Source organism: Streptomyces sp. NBC_00523 (assembly GCF_036346615.1).
Lineage (GTDB): Bacteria > Actinomycetota > Actinomycetes > Streptomycetales > Streptomycetaceae > Streptomyces.
This window is the reverse complement of sequence record NZ_CP107836.1, coordinates 3360484-3376636: the sequence shown is the minus strand read 5'-3', so window position 1 is coordinate 3376636 and position 16153 is coordinate 3360484. Positions and strand designations below refer to the sequence as shown.

The 16153-nt window shown below is 70.9% G+C and carries 14 protein-coding genes; 3 read left to right on the top strand and 11 right to left on the bottom strand.

The genetic code is table 11. From position 1 onward, the window contains the following. Positions 1–40 precede the first annotated feature (40 nt). The 3 genes from OHS17_RS15230 to OHS17_RS15220 form a co-directional block, all read right to left on the bottom strand. Positions 41–1264, bottom strand: a complete 1224-nt coding sequence (locus OHS17_RS15230) for a TRM11 family SAM-dependent methyltransferase (RefSeq protein WP_330312625.1) — start codon at positions 1262–1264, stop codon at positions 41–43. Between the two features lie 149 nt (positions 1265–1413). Continuing rightward, positions 1414–2559 carry a glycosyltransferase family 4 protein gene (locus OHS17_RS15225; RefSeq protein ID WP_330312624.1) on the bottom strand — a complete coding sequence of 382 codons (1146 nt, stop codon included), beginning with the start codon at positions 2557–2559 and terminating at the stop codon, positions 1414–1416. After that, complete coding sequence (locus OHS17_RS15220) at positions 2556–3380, bottom strand: PIG-L deacetylase family protein (protein WP_330312623.1); 825 nt, start codon at positions 3378–3380, stop codon at positions 2556–2558. Before OHS17_RS15220 ends, OHS17_RS15225 begins: the two co-directional genes overlap by 4 nt. Positions 3381–3463: 83 nt before the next feature. On the opposite strand from OHS17_RS15220, the gene OHS17_RS15215 reads away from it, so the two are divergent. After that, positions 3464–4183 (top strand): endonuclease/exonuclease/phosphatase family protein, encoded by a 720-nt coding sequence (locus OHS17_RS15215; protein ID WP_330312622.1) that lies wholly within the window; start codon positions 3464–3466, stop codon positions 4181–4183. Here the strand turns inward: OHS17_RS15215 and OHS17_RS15210 are convergent, their stop codons facing one another. From OHS17_RS15210 to OHS17_RS15175, 8 genes are all read right to left on the bottom strand, one after another. Continuing rightward, the gene (locus OHS17_RS15210; protein ID WP_330312621.1) at positions 4184–4837 is read right to left on the bottom strand and encodes a hypothetical protein; all 654 of its coding nucleotides are present in this window, start codon (positions 4835–4837) and stop codon (positions 4184–4186) included. Further along, complete coding sequence (locus OHS17_RS15205) at positions 4834–6018, bottom strand: C40 family peptidase (RefSeq protein WP_241836619.1); 1185 nt, start codon at positions 6016–6018, stop codon at positions 4834–4836. The genes OHS17_RS15210 and OHS17_RS15205 overlap by 4 nt, the downstream gene beginning before the upstream one ends. Further along, positions 6015–8372 (bottom strand): hypothetical protein, encoded by a 2358-nt coding sequence (locus tag OHS17_RS15200; RefSeq protein ID WP_330312620.1) that lies wholly within the window; start codon positions 8370–8372, stop codon positions 6015–6017. Before OHS17_RS15200 ends, OHS17_RS15205 begins: the two co-directional genes overlap by 4 nt. Further along, positions 8369–10999 carry an ATP-binding protein gene (locus tag OHS17_RS15195; protein WP_330312619.1) on the bottom strand — a complete coding sequence of 877 codons (2631 nt, stop codon included), beginning with the start codon at positions 10997–10999 and terminating at the stop codon, positions 8369–8371. The genes OHS17_RS15200 and OHS17_RS15195 overlap by 4 nt, the downstream gene beginning before the upstream one ends. A gap of 22 nt (positions 11000–11021) precedes the next feature. Then, on the bottom strand, positions 11022–11609 hold the full coding sequence (locus OHS17_RS15190; RefSeq protein WP_330312618.1) for a TcpE family conjugal transfer membrane protein: 588 nt from the start codon (positions 11607–11609) through the stop codon (positions 11022–11024). Next, complete coding sequence (locus OHS17_RS15185; RefSeq protein ID WP_330312617.1) at positions 11606–11947, bottom strand: hypothetical protein; 342 nt, start codon at positions 11945–11947, stop codon at positions 11606–11608. Before OHS17_RS15185 ends, OHS17_RS15190 begins: the two co-directional genes overlap by 4 nt. A gap of 66 nt (positions 11948–12013) precedes the next feature. Next, positions 12014–13300 (bottom strand): conjugal transfer protein, encoded by a 1287-nt coding sequence (locus OHS17_RS15180; protein WP_330312616.1) that lies wholly within the window; start codon positions 13298–13300, stop codon positions 12014–12016. Positions 13301–13414: 114 nt separating this feature from the next. After that, positions 13415–14281 (bottom strand): hypothetical protein, encoded by an 867-nt coding sequence (locus OHS17_RS15175; protein WP_330312615.1) that lies wholly within the window; start codon positions 14279–14281, stop codon positions 13415–13417. Between the two features lie 363 nt (positions 14282–14644). Here OHS17_RS15175 and OHS17_RS15170 point away from each other — a divergent pair, with 363 nt between their 5' ends. Beyond that, positions 14645–15217, top strand: a complete 573-nt coding sequence (locus OHS17_RS15170) for a hypothetical protein (protein WP_330312614.1) — start codon at positions 14645–14647, stop codon at positions 15215–15217. Beyond that, positions 15211–16152 carry a hypothetical protein gene (locus OHS17_RS15165; RefSeq protein WP_330312613.1) on the top strand — a complete coding sequence of 314 codons (942 nt, stop codon included), beginning with the start codon at positions 15211–15213 and terminating at the stop codon, positions 16150–16152. The genes OHS17_RS15170 and OHS17_RS15165 overlap by 7 nt, the downstream gene beginning before the upstream one ends. Position 16153 lies beyond the last annotated feature (1 nt).

Below are 16153 nucleotides of genomic sequence, written 5' to 3'. Positions count from 1 at the left end.
CGGGTGCGGCAAGGAGCGGGTGCGCCCGTCCTTCCGGGCGTCAGCGCGAGAAGCGGTTCAGCGAGCGGCGGTAGGTGCCCATCCCGATGAGCAGGGGCTTGGCGGGGGTCCTGGGCGCCTGGCGCCGCTCGCCGCCCTGCCGGTCCTGCGGCGTCCCGGGCTCCTGGGGCTCCTGGGAGTCCTGCGATTCCTGGGATTCCTGTGCCCTCCGGGACTGCTGTGGCTCCTCGGTCTGCTGCGACGGCTCGGTGCCGGTTCGCCGGTCGCCGACGAAGACCGTGGCCGGGTGGCCGTTGACCAGGATCTCGTGCGTCTGACGGACCGCGAGGCCGGCCTCCGTGAGCGCCGCCTCGAAGGCGGGCGCGCCCCGGCGGGCGCAGAGCAGCACGTACCGGCCCTTCGCCGGGTTCAGCACCCGGGCCAGGGAGAGCGCCGTGGTCCGGGCGAACTCCTCGTACGGCACGGGCAGTTCCTCGTGCTCGCCCCACGGGGGGTCCGTCACGACGGCGTCCACCGAGCCGTCGGGGACGGACGGGAGGTCCATGGCGTCCTCGTCCAGCAGTCGCAGCCGGCGGTCGCGCAGCACCTCGCCGGGCAGCAGTTCGCGGTGGTCCGCGAGGTCCAGGTCGGAGTAGACGACCTCCCGCGCCGGCAGGGAGAGCCGGGCGACCACGAAGGAGCCGCTGCCGGCGAACGGATCGAGGAAGGTGTCCTCGGGGCGCGGCTCGGACGCCAGGACGAGCATGGACGACAACTCGTGGGACAGGGCGCCGCGGGCCTTCTTGGGCCGGGCGGGCTTGGGCAGCCGTGCGCAGAACATGAGGTCGCGCATGTCCAGGCGGCCGATGACCCAGTACTCCTGGCCGCGGCCGCTGGGTTCGAGCCGCATGCCCGTGCAGGCGGAGACCGTGCGCTCGATCTCCCTCTTCGGGGCGCCCGCGACCGACGCCAGTTCGCCGTCGATGTGGACCATCACGCGGAAGCCCCGGGCGCGGGGACCGGGGAGCGGCGGGAATTGCGATTTCTTCAGCGATCCCGCGAGCTGCGCCACATTCGCATTGATGTCTCCGCGCCGGATTTCGGAGATCACCGCAAAGGCGTTCTTCGCGAAGGGAATGTCCGCGACGCGTTCCATCGGTGAACTGGACGAGAAGAGCATGGCGCTGTCGTCCTGGTACTCCGCGCGGAAGTCGTCGACGAAGTGCGACATGGCATCCGCGACGAGTTCGCTGGTGCCGGCGGGGTACTGGATGAAATAGCGCATCCGGGAAGCGTACCGGAACCGGGGGCCGCCGGAGGCGGCCGTGTTCGGGGTGCGGAGGGCCCCGCGCCCCGGTCCGGTCCGGGGCGCGGGCGGCCCTTCCCGGCCGCCTAACCGCCGGTGAACCGCCCGCCCCCGACACGGCCCCGCGGTCAGCGGGAATGCGAGGTGGCGAGCGGCCAGGCGGTCGACGTCGCCCGGGCGTATACCTCGCTGATTTCCGCCCACATGCGGGCGACTCCGAATTTCTCCATGGCCCGGAGCCGGCCCGCCCCGCCCATTTCCGTCGCCTTCCCCGGCGCCTCCAGGAGGGTCCGCAGCGCATCGGTGAGCTGGGATTCGGAGCCCGCGTCCGTCAGCAGGCCCGTCGTGCCGTCGGCCACCAGATCGGGAAGTCCGCCGACCCGGGTGGCCACCACGGGCAGCCCGGCCGCCATGCCCTCCACGACGGCCCGGGGCGTCCCCTCGGTGTCCGAGCAGCACACGAGGATGTCCGCGCCGGCCAGCAGATCCGGGACGTCCCGGCGCAGGCCCGTGAAGTGGACGCGGGCGGACAGCCCGAGGTTCGCGGAGCGCTTCTCGTACTCCGCGAGCAGCGGGCCCGCCCCGATGACGACGAAGGACACATCGGCACGCTCCCGCGTCAGGGTGCGCGCCGCGCCGAGGAAGAGATCGGGCCGCTTCTCCGGGGAGAGACGTCCTACGTACACGACCTTGGGGCCTTCGGGGGGCAGGGGGAGTGCGTCCATGGGGAAGGACTCCCCGCCGCCCGGCGCGGCCCGGACGCCGTTGGCCACGTACTGGACGTCGGCGTGGCCGAGCGCGCGCAGCCGGGTCGCCTCCGCGGCTCCGGCGGTGATGATGGCGTCGGCGAAGCGGAGGCAGCGTTCGTTCAGGACGGTCATCGCGCGCAGTTTGATCCCGGTGCGTATGAAACCGTGGCCGGAGATGACGTAGGACGGGAATTTCCCTTTTCCCGTGCCGGGCATCACCTTCAGGGCGGTCGCCACGTAGTCGGCGTCGTAACCGTGCGAGTGCACGAGCGTGGGGCCGATTTCTTCGACGTACGCCCGGAGGTGCTTCGTCCAGCGGCGCAGTCCGTCGGCCGGCAGGCCCGAATTCTCTATGCCCCGGGCGTCCAGGAGTGCCCCGTACTCGGGATTTCCGTAATGGCAGACGAGTGCGCGTGCGCCGGTGCGGTTCTGTTCCTCGGCGAGGTCGGCGATGTGCAGGTCCGCGCCGCCGACCTCGCCGGGGGGCTGCGGGCGGATGACGTGCAGGACGGTCGGCAGGGTCACGGCCGCCACCAGTACCGCTCGGCCGGGGTCCCGCCGCCCAGGGCGGTCGCGTGCGCGGTGATCTCCTCGCGGCGGGAGTCCGGTTCGAACCAGAGAATGGGGTGCTGGGAGGCGTAGCAGTCGATCGCGTCGAGCTTCCGGTCCCAGTTCTCGCGGGAGTACCGGCTGATCAGCGGGGTGCCCGGGGCGATCTCCGCCTCCCAGCCCGCGCAGTGGTCGTAGAGGATGTACGGCAGTTCCTCGTACCAGACGACGGAGTCCCGGGGGCGGTCGAGCCGGCGGGCCGCGGCCGCCACCAGTACGTGGTCGGCGTGGCGGCCCACGCCGAGCGGAGCGAGGACCAGATCGGCCTCCTGGACGGCGGGCAGGGCGGAGAAGGCGGCGGCCAGCCGGCCGGTCAGTTCCGGTTCCAGGTCCTGGGCCTGCCCGGGGACGAAGATGTCCTGGTCATGGGGGTAGAGGTGGCGTCCCGACGCGTCGCACCGGTACAGCGCCTCCGGCATGCCCAGTCGCGTGGAGCCGACGCCGAGCAGACCGTGCGCCCTGTCGTCCTCGGCCTCACGCGGCCCCATGGGGTCGTCGGTCAGGCCGATCGACTCGTGGAAGCTCAACGCGGCCTCGGACAAAGGGCTTTCGGGCATCCCGTTGAATACGGTGACGGTCGTGACCCGGGAACCCCATTCGGCGCAGGACGACAGGAGTGCGCCGCAGGACAGAACCGCGTCGTCCAGGTGGGGCGAAAGCACCACGAGGGAACGGCCCTTGAACATGTCCGGGTCTTCCTCGGCGCCGGGAATCGGCTGAATGGCTGCGGACGTCATGCTTTCCCCTTGTGCATGTGTTTCTGAACTACCCTTTTATTGAGCGTACTTGAGGTATGGGTGCCGGAAGTAAGGAATATGAGTTGACGGGCTTCGACCGGATTGAGGTCGCCGGCTTCAACCTTCACTGGGGGTGCGGCGGCGACGGGGTTCCTTTCGACGTGACGGCCGCGTGCGCGGCCCTCGGCGCGGATGTGATCGCCCTCCAGGAGGTGTGGACACCCAGCGGCCGGCCGAGCATCGCCGCGCGGGCCGCCGAGGAGCTGGGTTACGGGATCAGGGAGCTGCCCCTGACCGGCCTGGCGGACATCGATGGGTTCCGGGTCGTGGAGCGCGAGCAGGAGGCCACCGGGTCGTGGGGCCTCGCCCTCCTGACCCGCCTCCCGGTCACCGCCTACCGCGTCCTGGACCTCGGCCGCGCGGCGGGTGACACGGTGCGCCGGGCGGCGCAGTCCGCCGTGCTGGAGCTCCCCTCGGGGGGCACGCTGCATGTGGTGAACACTCACCTGACGCACCGGCTGCACGCGGGCCCCCGGCAGTTGCGGCGGCTCGTCCGCGGGCTCGGGCCGCTCAGCGGGGCCGTGGTGATGGGCGACCTGAACATGACCGGCCCGGTCGCCGCCGCCCTGGCCCGTCGGCGGCGCGCGGTAACAGGGCGGACCTGGCCGGCCGGGCGACCGGTCGCCCAGCTCGACCACATCCTCGTACCACGCGGATACGAGAGCGCCGGGGGAGAGGTGCTTCCCGGTCTCGGCTCCGACCACCGGCCCGTCCGGGCGGCGCTGCTGTCCCGCGCACAGTGATCACTCGTCCTCCTCGGGAAGCGGCTGCGGTGCCCAGGTGCCGCCCGCGTCCCGCACCAGGAGGACCGTCGCAGGGCGGCGGTCGTCGCGTTCGCCCATCGGGCTCGTACCGGCCCACACCAAGTGGATGAGGGCCGCGTCCGAGCGGTTGTCGTAGCGTTCCCCGACGCCCGCGCGGATGCGGCAGTCCCGCCAGCGGTCCGTGGCCGACGCGCCCTTGAAGTAGTCCGGGAACGCCTTGCGGCCCGTGCCGGTGACGTCGGCGAGCAGGACCTTCCCGCCGAGGTCCACGAGGCGCTCCTCCAGCGTGGGCGGGATGTTCGCCTGGCGGCTCAGCCGGAGCGAGTGCAGCAGGGCCGCGTCGCTGACCGACCCCGCCAGGTCGTCGCCGTCCCGGGGCGCGGAGGCGGACGGGGACGGGGACGGCGAGCCGGTGGTGCGGGACGGGCTGGGCGTCGGCTTCGGCCCCACCGTGGGGGTGACCTCGGGCGAGGGGGCGGCCGTCGTGGGCGACGGGGCCGGTGAGCTGGCCGGGGGCCGGGCCACCGGGGCCCGGCCGCCGCTCATGTCGGGCCAGAGCAGTGCGACGCCGACCACGGACAGCACTGCCGCCATGGCGAGCATCACGAGGCCGGAGCGCTCCGCGCCGGTCACTTCAGATGTCCGATGCTGTCGAGCGAACCCATCCGGACGTCGGACTCCTTGACGAAGTCGTTCGGTTTCGGCGCCTCGATCTGTCTGTTGCCGCCCAGATAGATGGACACGTGGAAGATCCCCTTCCCGCTCCCCGGGTTGTCCGAGAAGAACAGGAGATCGCCCGGCTGCGCGTCCTTCAGGTTCCGCTGGTGGGTGACCCGCACCTTCCCGCTGTCGTGCTGCGCCTGCGCGGTGCTTCCGATCATGATGCCCACCCTCCCGTAGGCGTACTCGGTCAGCCCCGAGCAGTCGAAGCCCTTGATGCCCCGGCCGGAGTGGCCGCCCGGGGAGCAGCAGATGCCGTACGAGGGGCCCAGGGTGTCCCCGCCGCCCCAGGAATAGGGCTGGCCCGTCTGCGACTTGGCGGCCTGGATGATCTGCTTGGCCTTTCCGGAGGCGTTGACCGGCCCGGAGATGTCGCCCAGGGCGTCGTACTCCGCCTTGGCGTTCAGGACGTCCTTGACGTACTGCTCCGAGTGGTTGTAGCGGAAGATCGCGTCGTGCTCGGTCTTCGCGTCGGACATGTCGACCTCGCCCTTGCCGCACAGCAGCGCGGCCGTGCTCAGCGCGGAGTCGAAGACGTTCTGCGGGTCGGTGTCGCCGTCGTCGTCACCGTCCTGGGCGACGCTCTCCCAGGTCTGCGGGATGAACTGGGTGGGGCCGACGGCCCGGTCGTACGTGGTGTCGCCGTCGTACTTGCCATTGTCGGTGTCGTAGATCCGCTGGGTGTTGTGGGTGCCGTCCAGGACCGGACCGATGACCGGTGGTTCCACGTTGCCGTACTTGTCGCCGTACTTGTCGATGACCTTGCGGCCCATGAACGTGCCGTGGTGGGACTCGATCTTGCCGATGCCGGCCAGCAGGGTCCAGCTGAGGTTCTTGCACTTGGGGCGGACTTCCTTGATCTTCTCCTCCGCCGACAGATACGCCTCGCAGGTCGGCTTGGGGATGCCGGACACCTTGACGCAGCTGACCGCGACCGGGACCTTCTCCTCGCTCGACGCGCCGCCGGGCAGCATGCTCGCCGCGATGAAGGTGGCGATGATGAAGAAGATCCACGGGGCGAAGGCGGTGATGGCCAAGCCGATGGCCCATTTCTTGCCACTGCTCATCGGCTCGGCCTTGGCGGCTGCGCTCACCTGCCGTTACCTCCGCCGCCTCCTCCGCGTGGCGTGCGGCGGCCGTTCCGGCCGGAGGAGCGCCGTGCGTTGCGCTGCTGGCTGCGGCGGCTGTTGACCGTACCGTTCACCTGCTGGCTGCCACTGCGCTGCCGGCTCCTGGTCTGGCGCATCCGGCGGGCGGCGTCCCGCTGCGAGTCGCGGGCGCGCTCGCCGTCGGTCGGCGGGACGCTGTCCGCGAGGTTGCGCCGCTCGGCGGCCGCCGCGTTCCGGAACCTGCTCCGGGTGATGGGGGCGTCGTTCTTCAGATACCGGCCGGTGCGGGCGGCCGTGAGGGTGGCCCGGCCGACGCGGTTCTTCTGGAGCCGGTTCGTCGCCGCCTTCTTGAGGCGGGCCTTGAGGGCGGCCTTCGCCGTGGCCTGCACCGCGGCGCTGGTGCCGCCGGAGCCGACGGCCGCCGCGACGGTGGTGCCCAGCTTGACGGCGCCCTGGACCCGGTCCTTGAGGCTCTTCTTCGGCTTGCCGGAGCCGGCACCGCCGCCTCCGCCGCCCGATCCGCCTCCGCCACCCGGTGCCTTGCCCTTCCAGAGGTCGCGGGCGCGGCCGCCGACCTTGCTGAGGGTGGCCCCGTCGTCCTTGAGCTGTTCCAGGCCGGACTTGCCGTTCTCGGTGGCGCCCTGGAAGGCATTCGGGGGCGCGTCGTCGGGATCGACACCGTTGCCGGTCTTGGCGGCCATCCGCTGGCCGAAGTTGGAGGAGATGTTCTTGGCCGCCGCGGTGATCCTCTTCCGGAAGATCAGGAAGGCCACGGCCAGGAAGTCGATGGTCAGGAACTTGACCGTCATGACCTCGCCGGTGTCGGCGTTCAGCAGGGCGATGACCATGACGAGGAAGAACGCCAGGAACATCACCGACAGGAAGATGGCCAGGATGACGCGTACGACCCCCGACACCCAGTTCCACATGGCGGTCCGGCCGCCACCGGGCAGGATGCCGGCCACCAGCGCCGGCTGGGCGCGGATGACTTCGATCGCCATCCACACCTGGGAGATCAGGAAGGTGCAGGAGACCGCGACCACCAGCACCACGACGATGATCGCGGCGAGGGCGATGAACCAGACGCTGAGCAGGTTGTCGAGCGAGGCGGAGATCTGCTGGTCGTCCATGGGGACGTCGCCGCCGCACGCCTTCTGGACCTTCGGGTCGGCCGCCTGGTCGGAGCCGTTCTTGCCGCTGATGTAGGTCTTCCAGGCTTCGGTGCCCTCCGCCTTCTTCTTGAACTCCTCCACGGCCTCCTTCTGTTCGCCCTTCACCACGGTGTAGATGGCCCAGGGGTTACCGGTGGCGATCAGCAGGCTGTCCTTGAGCCCGTCGAGGGAGAACACGTCGCTGAACGCGTCACCGAGCTTCTCCATCCAGCCCTTGTTGTTCTCCTCCTCGATGAGCCTGGGCAGGACGAGCCGGTTGAAGTTGTAGCGGGCGAGCGTCGCCCTGCCGTACGCGGCGCTGCACGCGCCGTCGATCGGCTTCTTGGTGTAGAGCACCCACACCGGGCGCTGGATGAAGGCGTCGACCAGCCCGTCGGTGATGGGCCGGGCGACCGAATCGCTCTTGGACTTGCCCTTGCCCTGGCCGTCGCAGGTGGTGGCCTGGCCGTCCTTCTCGGCCGGGGTCACCCCGTCCGCCGCGCACCGGTCCTCCAGGATCACGTCGGCGATGTCCAGGGAGAACTGCTTGGTCTTGCCCAGCACGCCGGTGTCGTCGGCGTTGCCGATGAGGAACGCACCCGGGCTGGCCAGCGTGACCGTGGCGATCGAGGCGATCACGAGGGAGGTGCAGATCTCGATCCAGCCCTTGGACCGCTGCTTGAACAGGATGAGGTAGCCGGCGTACACGGCGACGAGCGTCAGGAAGAGGATCTTCAGACCGAGGCTGTCGATCACCTGGGCCTTGATCGTCGCGGCGACGTCGGACACCGGGTTGAGCAGCTGCTTCGCCAGACCGAAGTCCAGGGCCCAGTCCACCAGCCAGCAGGCGAAGCCGATGACGGTCCGCAGGACGCTGAAGCCGACGCCGATCAGAAACGCGATGATCTTGCTGATGACGTCGAGCATGCCGCCCTGGTCGACGTTGAGACCGTAGGCGCTGATCGGGACGCCGTTCTTGTCCACCACATCGAAGATGCCGAGGACCTTGCCGTTGTCCTTCGGCTTCGGCGGCTCGCAGAAGAGGTTCGGAACGTCGTCCTTCGGGCTGCAGTTGTCCGCCCAGGCGTGGTGCGAGAACAGCAGCGTGAGCAGGATCGGCACGCCGACCAGCACCAGCAGCCGCAGCCAGGTGCGACGCTGCTGGATCACCCCCGTGAGTGCGGTCATATGCGCTGCGCCTCCACCGCTTCCGTGGCGTCGGCCGCCTCGATGGCCTCGGCGGGCTCGTCCAGCGTGGCGCGGCCCGGGGTCGTGTGGATGGCCTCGGCCGCGTACTCGTCCGCCGGGATCAGGACCTTCATGCCGCCGATCCGCTTCTTCAGGTCGTAGTAGAGGCACTCGCCGGAACGCAGCAGCCGCTCGTCGTCCGAGACGTTGATCGGCGACAGGTTCTCGGTGACCAGCTTCAGCAGCTCCGGATCGGTGCCGTCCAGGCCCAGGAACTCCAGCCCGCGCGCGGCCAGCTGGCGGTTGCGGTGGCGGAAGAGGAACCGGTGCGAGACCAGGCCCCGGATCTTCTCGCCGTACTCGGAGTTGGCCGGGCCGACGTCGTACGGGTCGTGGGAGCCGGCGAAGGCGCCGCAGCCGTGCTTACGGCCGTCGTTGATGATCTCCAGGAGCAGTTCCGTACCCTCGGCGGACGAGGTCAGCCACCAGCACTCGTCCAGGAAGACGCCGACGAACTCCTCCGGGTCGGCGAAGGCGATCTCGCGGCAGAGCGCGGCCACCAGATACATCAGGCGCCAGCCGAACTTCTTCTCGACCTCCAGGCTGGACAGCCGGTGGCCCTCCAGCTCGGTCTTCTTGGGCAGACCGATGTTGGCGGCGGAGAAGATGATCGTGTCGGCGTCGGTGATCTCCACGATCGGCAGGCTCGGGTCGAAGATCACCCGGCCCAGGTCCTTCTTGGCCAGCGACCGCAGCTTCCGGGCGAGTTCGCTCGCCGCCGCCCGGACGTTGTGGTCGTCCGGGTCCAGCGGATCGGGCGTCTGCGCGCGCTCCGTCAGGGTCTCCAGGAGCAGCCGCATGCTGGGCTCGGGCGCCTTGTGCGTGGCGTCGATGGCGTCCGCGAGCGTCACGCCCTCGGTGGACATCGAGGCGATGTCCAGCAGCGGGGTCAGGAAGGACTCGGTGTAACGGGCGGCCCGCGGGCCCTTGAAGACGCGCAGCGGGTCCAGCGACACCGAGGCGTCCTCGTCGACGGTGATCACCTGGGTCTCGCCGGGGCAGGCGCGCGCGAACCGGGCCCATTCCTGCTGGGGCGTACGGTCGATGGCCAGCGCCCGGCCGCGGCTGCGGGAGCGCCCGACGCGCCGGCCGGTCGTCAGGATCGAGTACATCGCGGTCTTCATGGCGACCGACTTGCCGGAGCCCAGCTCGCCGATGAACACGGCGGACGCCGAGGCGTTCATGCGCGGGCCCAGACTGAAGTCGACCAGGACCGGGCGGGCGCCGCCGCCGTTGAGCTGGAGGCCGAAGAGCGAGCCGCCGTCGTCGCCGAGCGCCTGTCCGCAGAACGGCAGGGACATCGCGAAGTCCCGGGCCAGCAGGAACTGGGCGTAGTCGTTCATCACCCGGGGCGTGGGCGTGCCCGGGAGCATGCTGTGGAAGAGGGACGTCTGCTCGCCGATCGGGCGGACGAGCGTGTAGTCGTTGCCGCCGAAGTGGTTGATCAGCGCGGCGGCCTTCTCCTCGGTCTCCTCCGGCGTCCCGCCCCATACGCAGGTGACCACGCTCGCCCTGATCTCGACCTCCGTCGAGGACGAGGTGAGCCGGGAGCGGTACTCGTTGAGCGCGCTGCTCGCCTTGTCCAGGCTGGCCGGGACGCCCGCCGTCTCGCCGTCGTACTCACCGCGCTGGTGGGCGAGTTCGCGGGCCTGGCGGCGCGACTTGGGCTCGGCCTTGGAGCCCTGCTCGATGTGCAGCCGGACCGCCCAGTCCACCGGGAAACCGAAGTCGTCCAGGGCGGCCAGGTATTCGCTGCCGGGGAAGGCGAAGGAGTCCGGCATCTCGGCCAGGATCGAGAACGACTGGTAGCTGTCGCCGAATTCGGTGCTGGACTTCACATAGCGGTGCCGGAAGGGGTTGAGCGGGACGCCGCGCCGCTCCTGGATGCCGTCGCCGCGCCCGCCCTCGTCCAGGATGACCTCGCTGTACGCGGCCACGGGGCGCCCGCGCCCCACCACCGCGCGCGGTTCGTCGTGCTCCGGGAGCAGCGGCTCGGCCAGGCCGCGGCGCGCGCAGTGGCCGTAGATCCACAGGATCTCGCCCTCGGTGGCGGGCCGGAGCCGGATGGCGCTCGGCCAGGTCGCGGCGAGGTGCCGGGCCTGCTCGATCCGGCGCTCCTCCTCGGCCTTGCCGACCGGGGTGGTCGGCAGCCCGAGGGTGTTCATGACCTCGTAGTGGGCGGAGGACAGGACCGCGAACGCGCCCTGCTTGAAGTCGGTGTGCTTCATCGGGACGGCGAGGAAGTCGACCCGCCCCGAGAGCTCCATCTCCTCCAGCTCGTCCAGGACCCGCAGGGACAGGTCCACGTACTCCGGGGACGCGTCCAGGTCGATCCCCGCCGTCATGCGGGTGACCACACTGGCCGCGTCCACCTGCGGGCAGAGGCTGAGCAGCAGGGCCTCGCCCTTGATCGCCTTGAACAGGGACTCCAGGGCGTTGAGCCGTTCGTGCTTGGCCGCCTTGGAGGCGTGGCTGTAGTTGTCGGAATCGACCCGCCACACGGCCCACACCGTCGCGTTGGTGGTCCAGATCAGATGGCCGCTGATGTGGCGCACGGGAAGACGCATGGCAGTTCATCCATCCTTCGGTTCAGTGCTGCCGCTCTGCTTCGTCGAGCAGTTCCTGGAGGCGGGTACGGGGCCGGGCCGGCGCGGAGCCGGATGCGGGCGGTGCCGCCTCGGCAGGGGGCCCACCGGTACGGCCCGTCGTGGAGACGAGCCGTACCGGGCGGGCCTCGGGGGCGGGGGACGGTGCGGGCTCCGCGGGGAGCCGCACGTTGACGGTCACCCGTCCCGTCACCAGCTTGGTCTTGAAGGTCCGTTGCGGGCGGCCGGCCAGCCGGCCCCCCGGCGGCGAGGTGCCGTAGGTCAGCAGTCCGAGCAGGGCCCGCGCGGGGTCACGGCCGTCCATCCGGGCGTACCGCATCAGCCACGCGAGTCCCCACGGGACGACGACCAGGACCAGGGCGTTCCCGAGTCCGAAGAACGCCCACAGGTCCCGGAGGCCCAGCAGGAGCACGAAGACCCCCACCATGGTCACGATCTGGGTGATCGTGTACGGGCCGCCGGGGATCCGTCCGCCGCCGGGGAGCTTGCCGATGACGAGAGGGTGCTTCCGTGCCCGGGTGTACGAACGCCCGATCAGCGGCTTCCCGTCGGACGGCTGCCCGCCGCTCACAGCAGGTCGGCCTGGCCCACCGCGGTGGCCGGCGCCTCATAGGGCTGGACCACGGAGATGGCGTCCTTCGGGGCGTCCGGCACCTCGCTGTCGACCATGTTGCTGAGCGCGTCCATGTTGCCGACGGCGAAGACCACGACGGCCCCCAGGATGGCGGCGGTCAGGGTGCCCGCCCACGACTTCGTCTTCACGTACGCCATGACCGTGCCGACGATCGCCATGACCGTGGCGGCCGTGACGGCCAGGGTCTTGATGTTGCGGAGGGTGCCCTTGACCCAGTCGAAGACGCTGCCGTCGACGGCCAGTTGCACCATGTCGGTGTGCTCTGCGTAACTCACTGTCATTTCCCCTCGTGTGATCAGCTGGGTGGTGCGTCGCTCCCCGGCGGCGTCCGCCGGGGCGTCTCAGGACTCGTCCGACGAGGCGTCCGGTGCGGGCCCGGCCTTGTCGGCGACCGGTCCGGTCTGGTCCGGGGACAGCGCCGGGGCGGTGTCGAACGACGCCACCTCCCAGCGCCCGTCCCGGGTGGTCAGGGTGAGTGCGTAGCTGAGCAGGTAGTCCTGGCCGCCGGTCGTCGCGCTCACGGAGACCAGTACGTGCCGCTGCGTGCCGTCCTCGGGGACCGCGTCCGCGTCGTCGCTGTCGGCCGGCTGGTCGTCCCGGACGCCGGTGAGCAGCGTGGACTCGTACGGGGCGGGCGTGATGGCCGCGACCTGGAGGCCGGGGGACACGTAGCGGTTGAGCTCGCCCTGTCCGGTCAGGTAGGCCGCGAGGAAGCGGCTCACGGTGTCGGTCACGGGGTTGTCGGCGCTGACGCCCCGGTCCGATCCGTAGGCAAGGTCGCCGTGCTCGGCGGCGGCCGGGGCGTTGACCTCGGCCGGCAGGGAGGTCGCCGCGTAGAGCGCCGCCGGGCCCCGGTGCGCGGGGGCCGGGGCGGAACCGCTCGGCTGCGGCGACGCCTGGGCGGCGGGCGAGGACTGCGCGGGGGACGGGGCCGGGCCCGAGGCGGCCGGGGAGGCCGGGCCCTCGGCGGCCTTCGACGGGTCGATCGTGCCGCCCGCCTCCGGTGTGCCCGAGACCTGGACGCCGACCCGGTAGTAGTGCATGCCCCGGTCCTTCATCTTTCCGGCCTTGTCCTTCGCCGAGATCCGGGCCGCGACCGTCACCGACCAGTAGCCCTTCTCCGCCTGCTGGGCCGCCACGGTGACGACGCTCGACGCGGAGCGCGAGCCCGGCTCGTTCGCGAGGGTCACCGGCTCGGAGTAGTACGGAAGCAGGTCCTCCTCCGTGCCCTCGCCCGCCGCCAGATACGCCGCCACGTACAGCTCGGCGAACCCCGACGGCCCGGTGGCGGACGGGGCGGAGCCGGTCCCGCCCTGCTTGCCGGTGGTCGTCGGCGCCTGCGAGGAACTGGCCACCGCGACCGCGAAGAACCCCAGCAGCGGTCCGGCGACGACCATGATCCAGACGACGACGGTGACCAGCTTGGTGAGGCCCGCCATCTTGACGGTGGTCTGCTGCCAGCCGGTGGCCGCCTCGTCCAGCTCGTCGGTCTCCTCCTCGGCGACTGCCTCGGCGGGCACCGCCCGGGGAACCGTGGCGTAGCGCGAGGTGCGCGTGGCCTTCGGCTTCGACGGTGCCTGTTCGGTGGTCTTCTGCTTCTTGTTCGCCAGCCTGAGGCCGCGCTTCATCGCATGTCTCCCTGAGCGGTCCGCAGCATCGGGTGTGCACGGGGCAGGTGGATCCGGCCGTACGGGTGTGACGTCAACAGGCCACCATCCTGGGTGACTTGTGTCACTGGATCGTCACTTCGCTGTCGCGAACCTGTCAGGGGTTGCGAACCTCCCGGAGGCCGCTGCCGTGAGCCGCCGGACGGCCCTGCTCCGCCGCTGCCGCTGCCGGGCACCGTCCCGCGCGGAGGGGCGCGGGGTGACCGGATGGCCGGCCGGCCGGTCCCGGTAGTAGCCGGTGATGAGGCGCGCGTCCTCCACGTCCAGCGCGCCCGACTCCAGCGCCCAGACGAGGAGTTCGACCAGCTCCGCCCGGGCGTCCCAGCCTGCCGCGCGCCCCGGTTCGTCCTCGGCGAGCAGCCGGTAGTCGGCGGCCCTCGCGAGGAGCAGGGTCAGTTCGGCCTGGGAGGCGGGGGAGGGGTCGGCGGTCGAGATCCCGGCCGCACTGTCGGGGTCCAGCGGCACGGCGGACGCGTCGTCCCCGATCAGACGGCGCGTCAGGCTCAGTGTCTCCAGGGAGAGGTTGGCCGCGATACGCCGGGGGCGGCGGTGGATGGGATAGGTCCGGACGACCTCGTAGAGGGCGCCGACCGTGAGGGAGACCGTCTCCTCCCAGTCGTACTGCGGGCGCAGCTGGCTGCGGGCGATGCGGATCGCCTTCGGGAGCATCGTCTGCACCACGGTGCGCGCGGCGAGCGGGCCGCCTGGGCCGCCCGTGACGGCCGCCCTGAGCAGCGGGAGCAGGATGCGGTCCTGGCCGCCGGAGGTCCGGCAGGCGCGCAGGGTGTCGAGCAGGGACTGCGGGCCGGTGGGTGCCGGGTCGCCGTACCAGCGGCGCAGGTGCAGCCGGAACGTCTCGTCCTGGCTCAGGTCCGCCCACTCGGTGTTGAGGCGGCCTATGAGCCCTTCGCTTCTTGTGGGTGGTGGTGCGTGGGTGCGCATTGGATCGTCTCCCCCTGGACGCGCTGTGGAACACGGCTGATGGTGCGCCTCACCCCTTGACCGCCCCCTTGACCGCGCGAAGGAATCTTCTGGACAAGGGCGGTTGGCGGTACGGACAAGGTCTTGACCGGCCAACTCGGAGCCGCTGCCGGACCGATGGCAGGGATGTGATCGGTGTGGCGGGTGAGGTGATCAGATTCTGCTCATACGCAGGTCATCAACCGGCCCTTCTGTCACCGCAGTCGGACATAGTTGTGACAGAACGGCGCCCGTTCGGCCCGGGACCGTGATGCAGAATGACGGCACATCACTTTCCGGACGCAGACGACGATGCGCACCACGGCGCATGACCAGGGGGGTCCGATGGCACGCGGGAAGAAGGCCGGCCTGATGGCCTGTTCGGGGATGGCGGTCTGCCTCCTCGTACTGGCCACGGGCTGTGGTGCGAAGGACGAGAAGAAGCCCGCCGGGCCCACGGCGAGCGCCACCAAGGACGACGGCGCGGCGAAGAAGCGCGCGGCCGCCGAGCGGGACGCCCTCGCGGCGTACCGCGGGATGTGGGAGGCGCAGACCAAGGCGTACTCCACGGGCAGCATGAAGGACGTGAAGCTCAGCGAGTACACGACCGGCGACGCCGGCATGATGATCATCGAGGCCTTCACGTACTACCAGAAGACGGGCATCGCCTTCACGGGCCCGCCGGTCATCTCGCCGAAGGTCACGGCCGTCGATGTGGACTCCTCGGTGCACACCGCCACGATCACCGACTGCGTCGACGTGACGGGCATCGTGGTGCGCCGGGCGACGGGCAAACCGATTGCAGGTGTGAAGGAGGACGACCGTCGCCCCTGGACCGCGAAGGCCACCACGGCCAAGGACGGCAAGGGCGGCTGGCGGATTGTCGACTACACGATCGACAAGGACCGGACATGCTGACCCCGGTGCGGTACGCGCGCGGTGTGCTCACCGCCCTGGCCGCCGGCGCCCTGGCGCTGGCCGGCACGCAGGCAGCGGTGGCCGACGGCGGCGTGAAGTGCCCGCCCGGCACGCAGGTCTGCGACATCACCGCCGAGGACCCCGGCGATCCCGGGGACGACGGCTCCGGCGGGGGCACGGGCGGCGGTTCCGGGGGCGGCCGGAAGTGCCACCGGGAGAACGGCCAGGAGATCCCCTGCTACGTGCCGGGGCTCGGCTTCTGGAACGAGTCCTGCTACTGGACCCTGCTCGACCCGCAGCCCCCGGCCGACGACTACATCATCTGGGGCAACCACAAGCCCGACGAGGGCGACATCTACCACCCCACGAACTGCCCCGACTTCCCGTACAAGGGCGCCGGGACCTTCGTACCCCGTGACACGTTCTTCCCCAACGGCACCATCGGCAAGGACGCCGGGCCCACCCCGGCCGAGCTGGCCGAGCGCGCCGTCGCCCGGATGACCCTCAAGGGCGCGGACATCGGCATCGCGCCGGAGCCGGGCCGCACGGGTCTGGTCGGGCTGCCGGTCTGGATGTGGAACAAGCAGCACCCGAACACCACCGGACCGCAGGCCAGGACCGTCACCGCCGGGGCCGTCTCGGTCACCGCCACCGCCAAGGTGTCGAAGGTCGTGTGGAACATGGGCGACGGCTCGTCCGTCACCTGCACCAAGCCCGGCGAGCCCTACCAGGCGTCGTACGGGAAGCGGGAGTCGCCCGACTGCGGGCACGTCTACCGCCACACCTCGCGCGGCGAGGCCGGAAACAAGTTCAAGGTCACCGCCACGTCCACGTGGACCATCCACTGGGAGGGCGGCGGTGAGAGCGGCGACCTGACCGAGACCCGGGAGTCCGCCACCACCGTGGCCATCGGCGAGCTCCAGGTCGTCGGCTGAC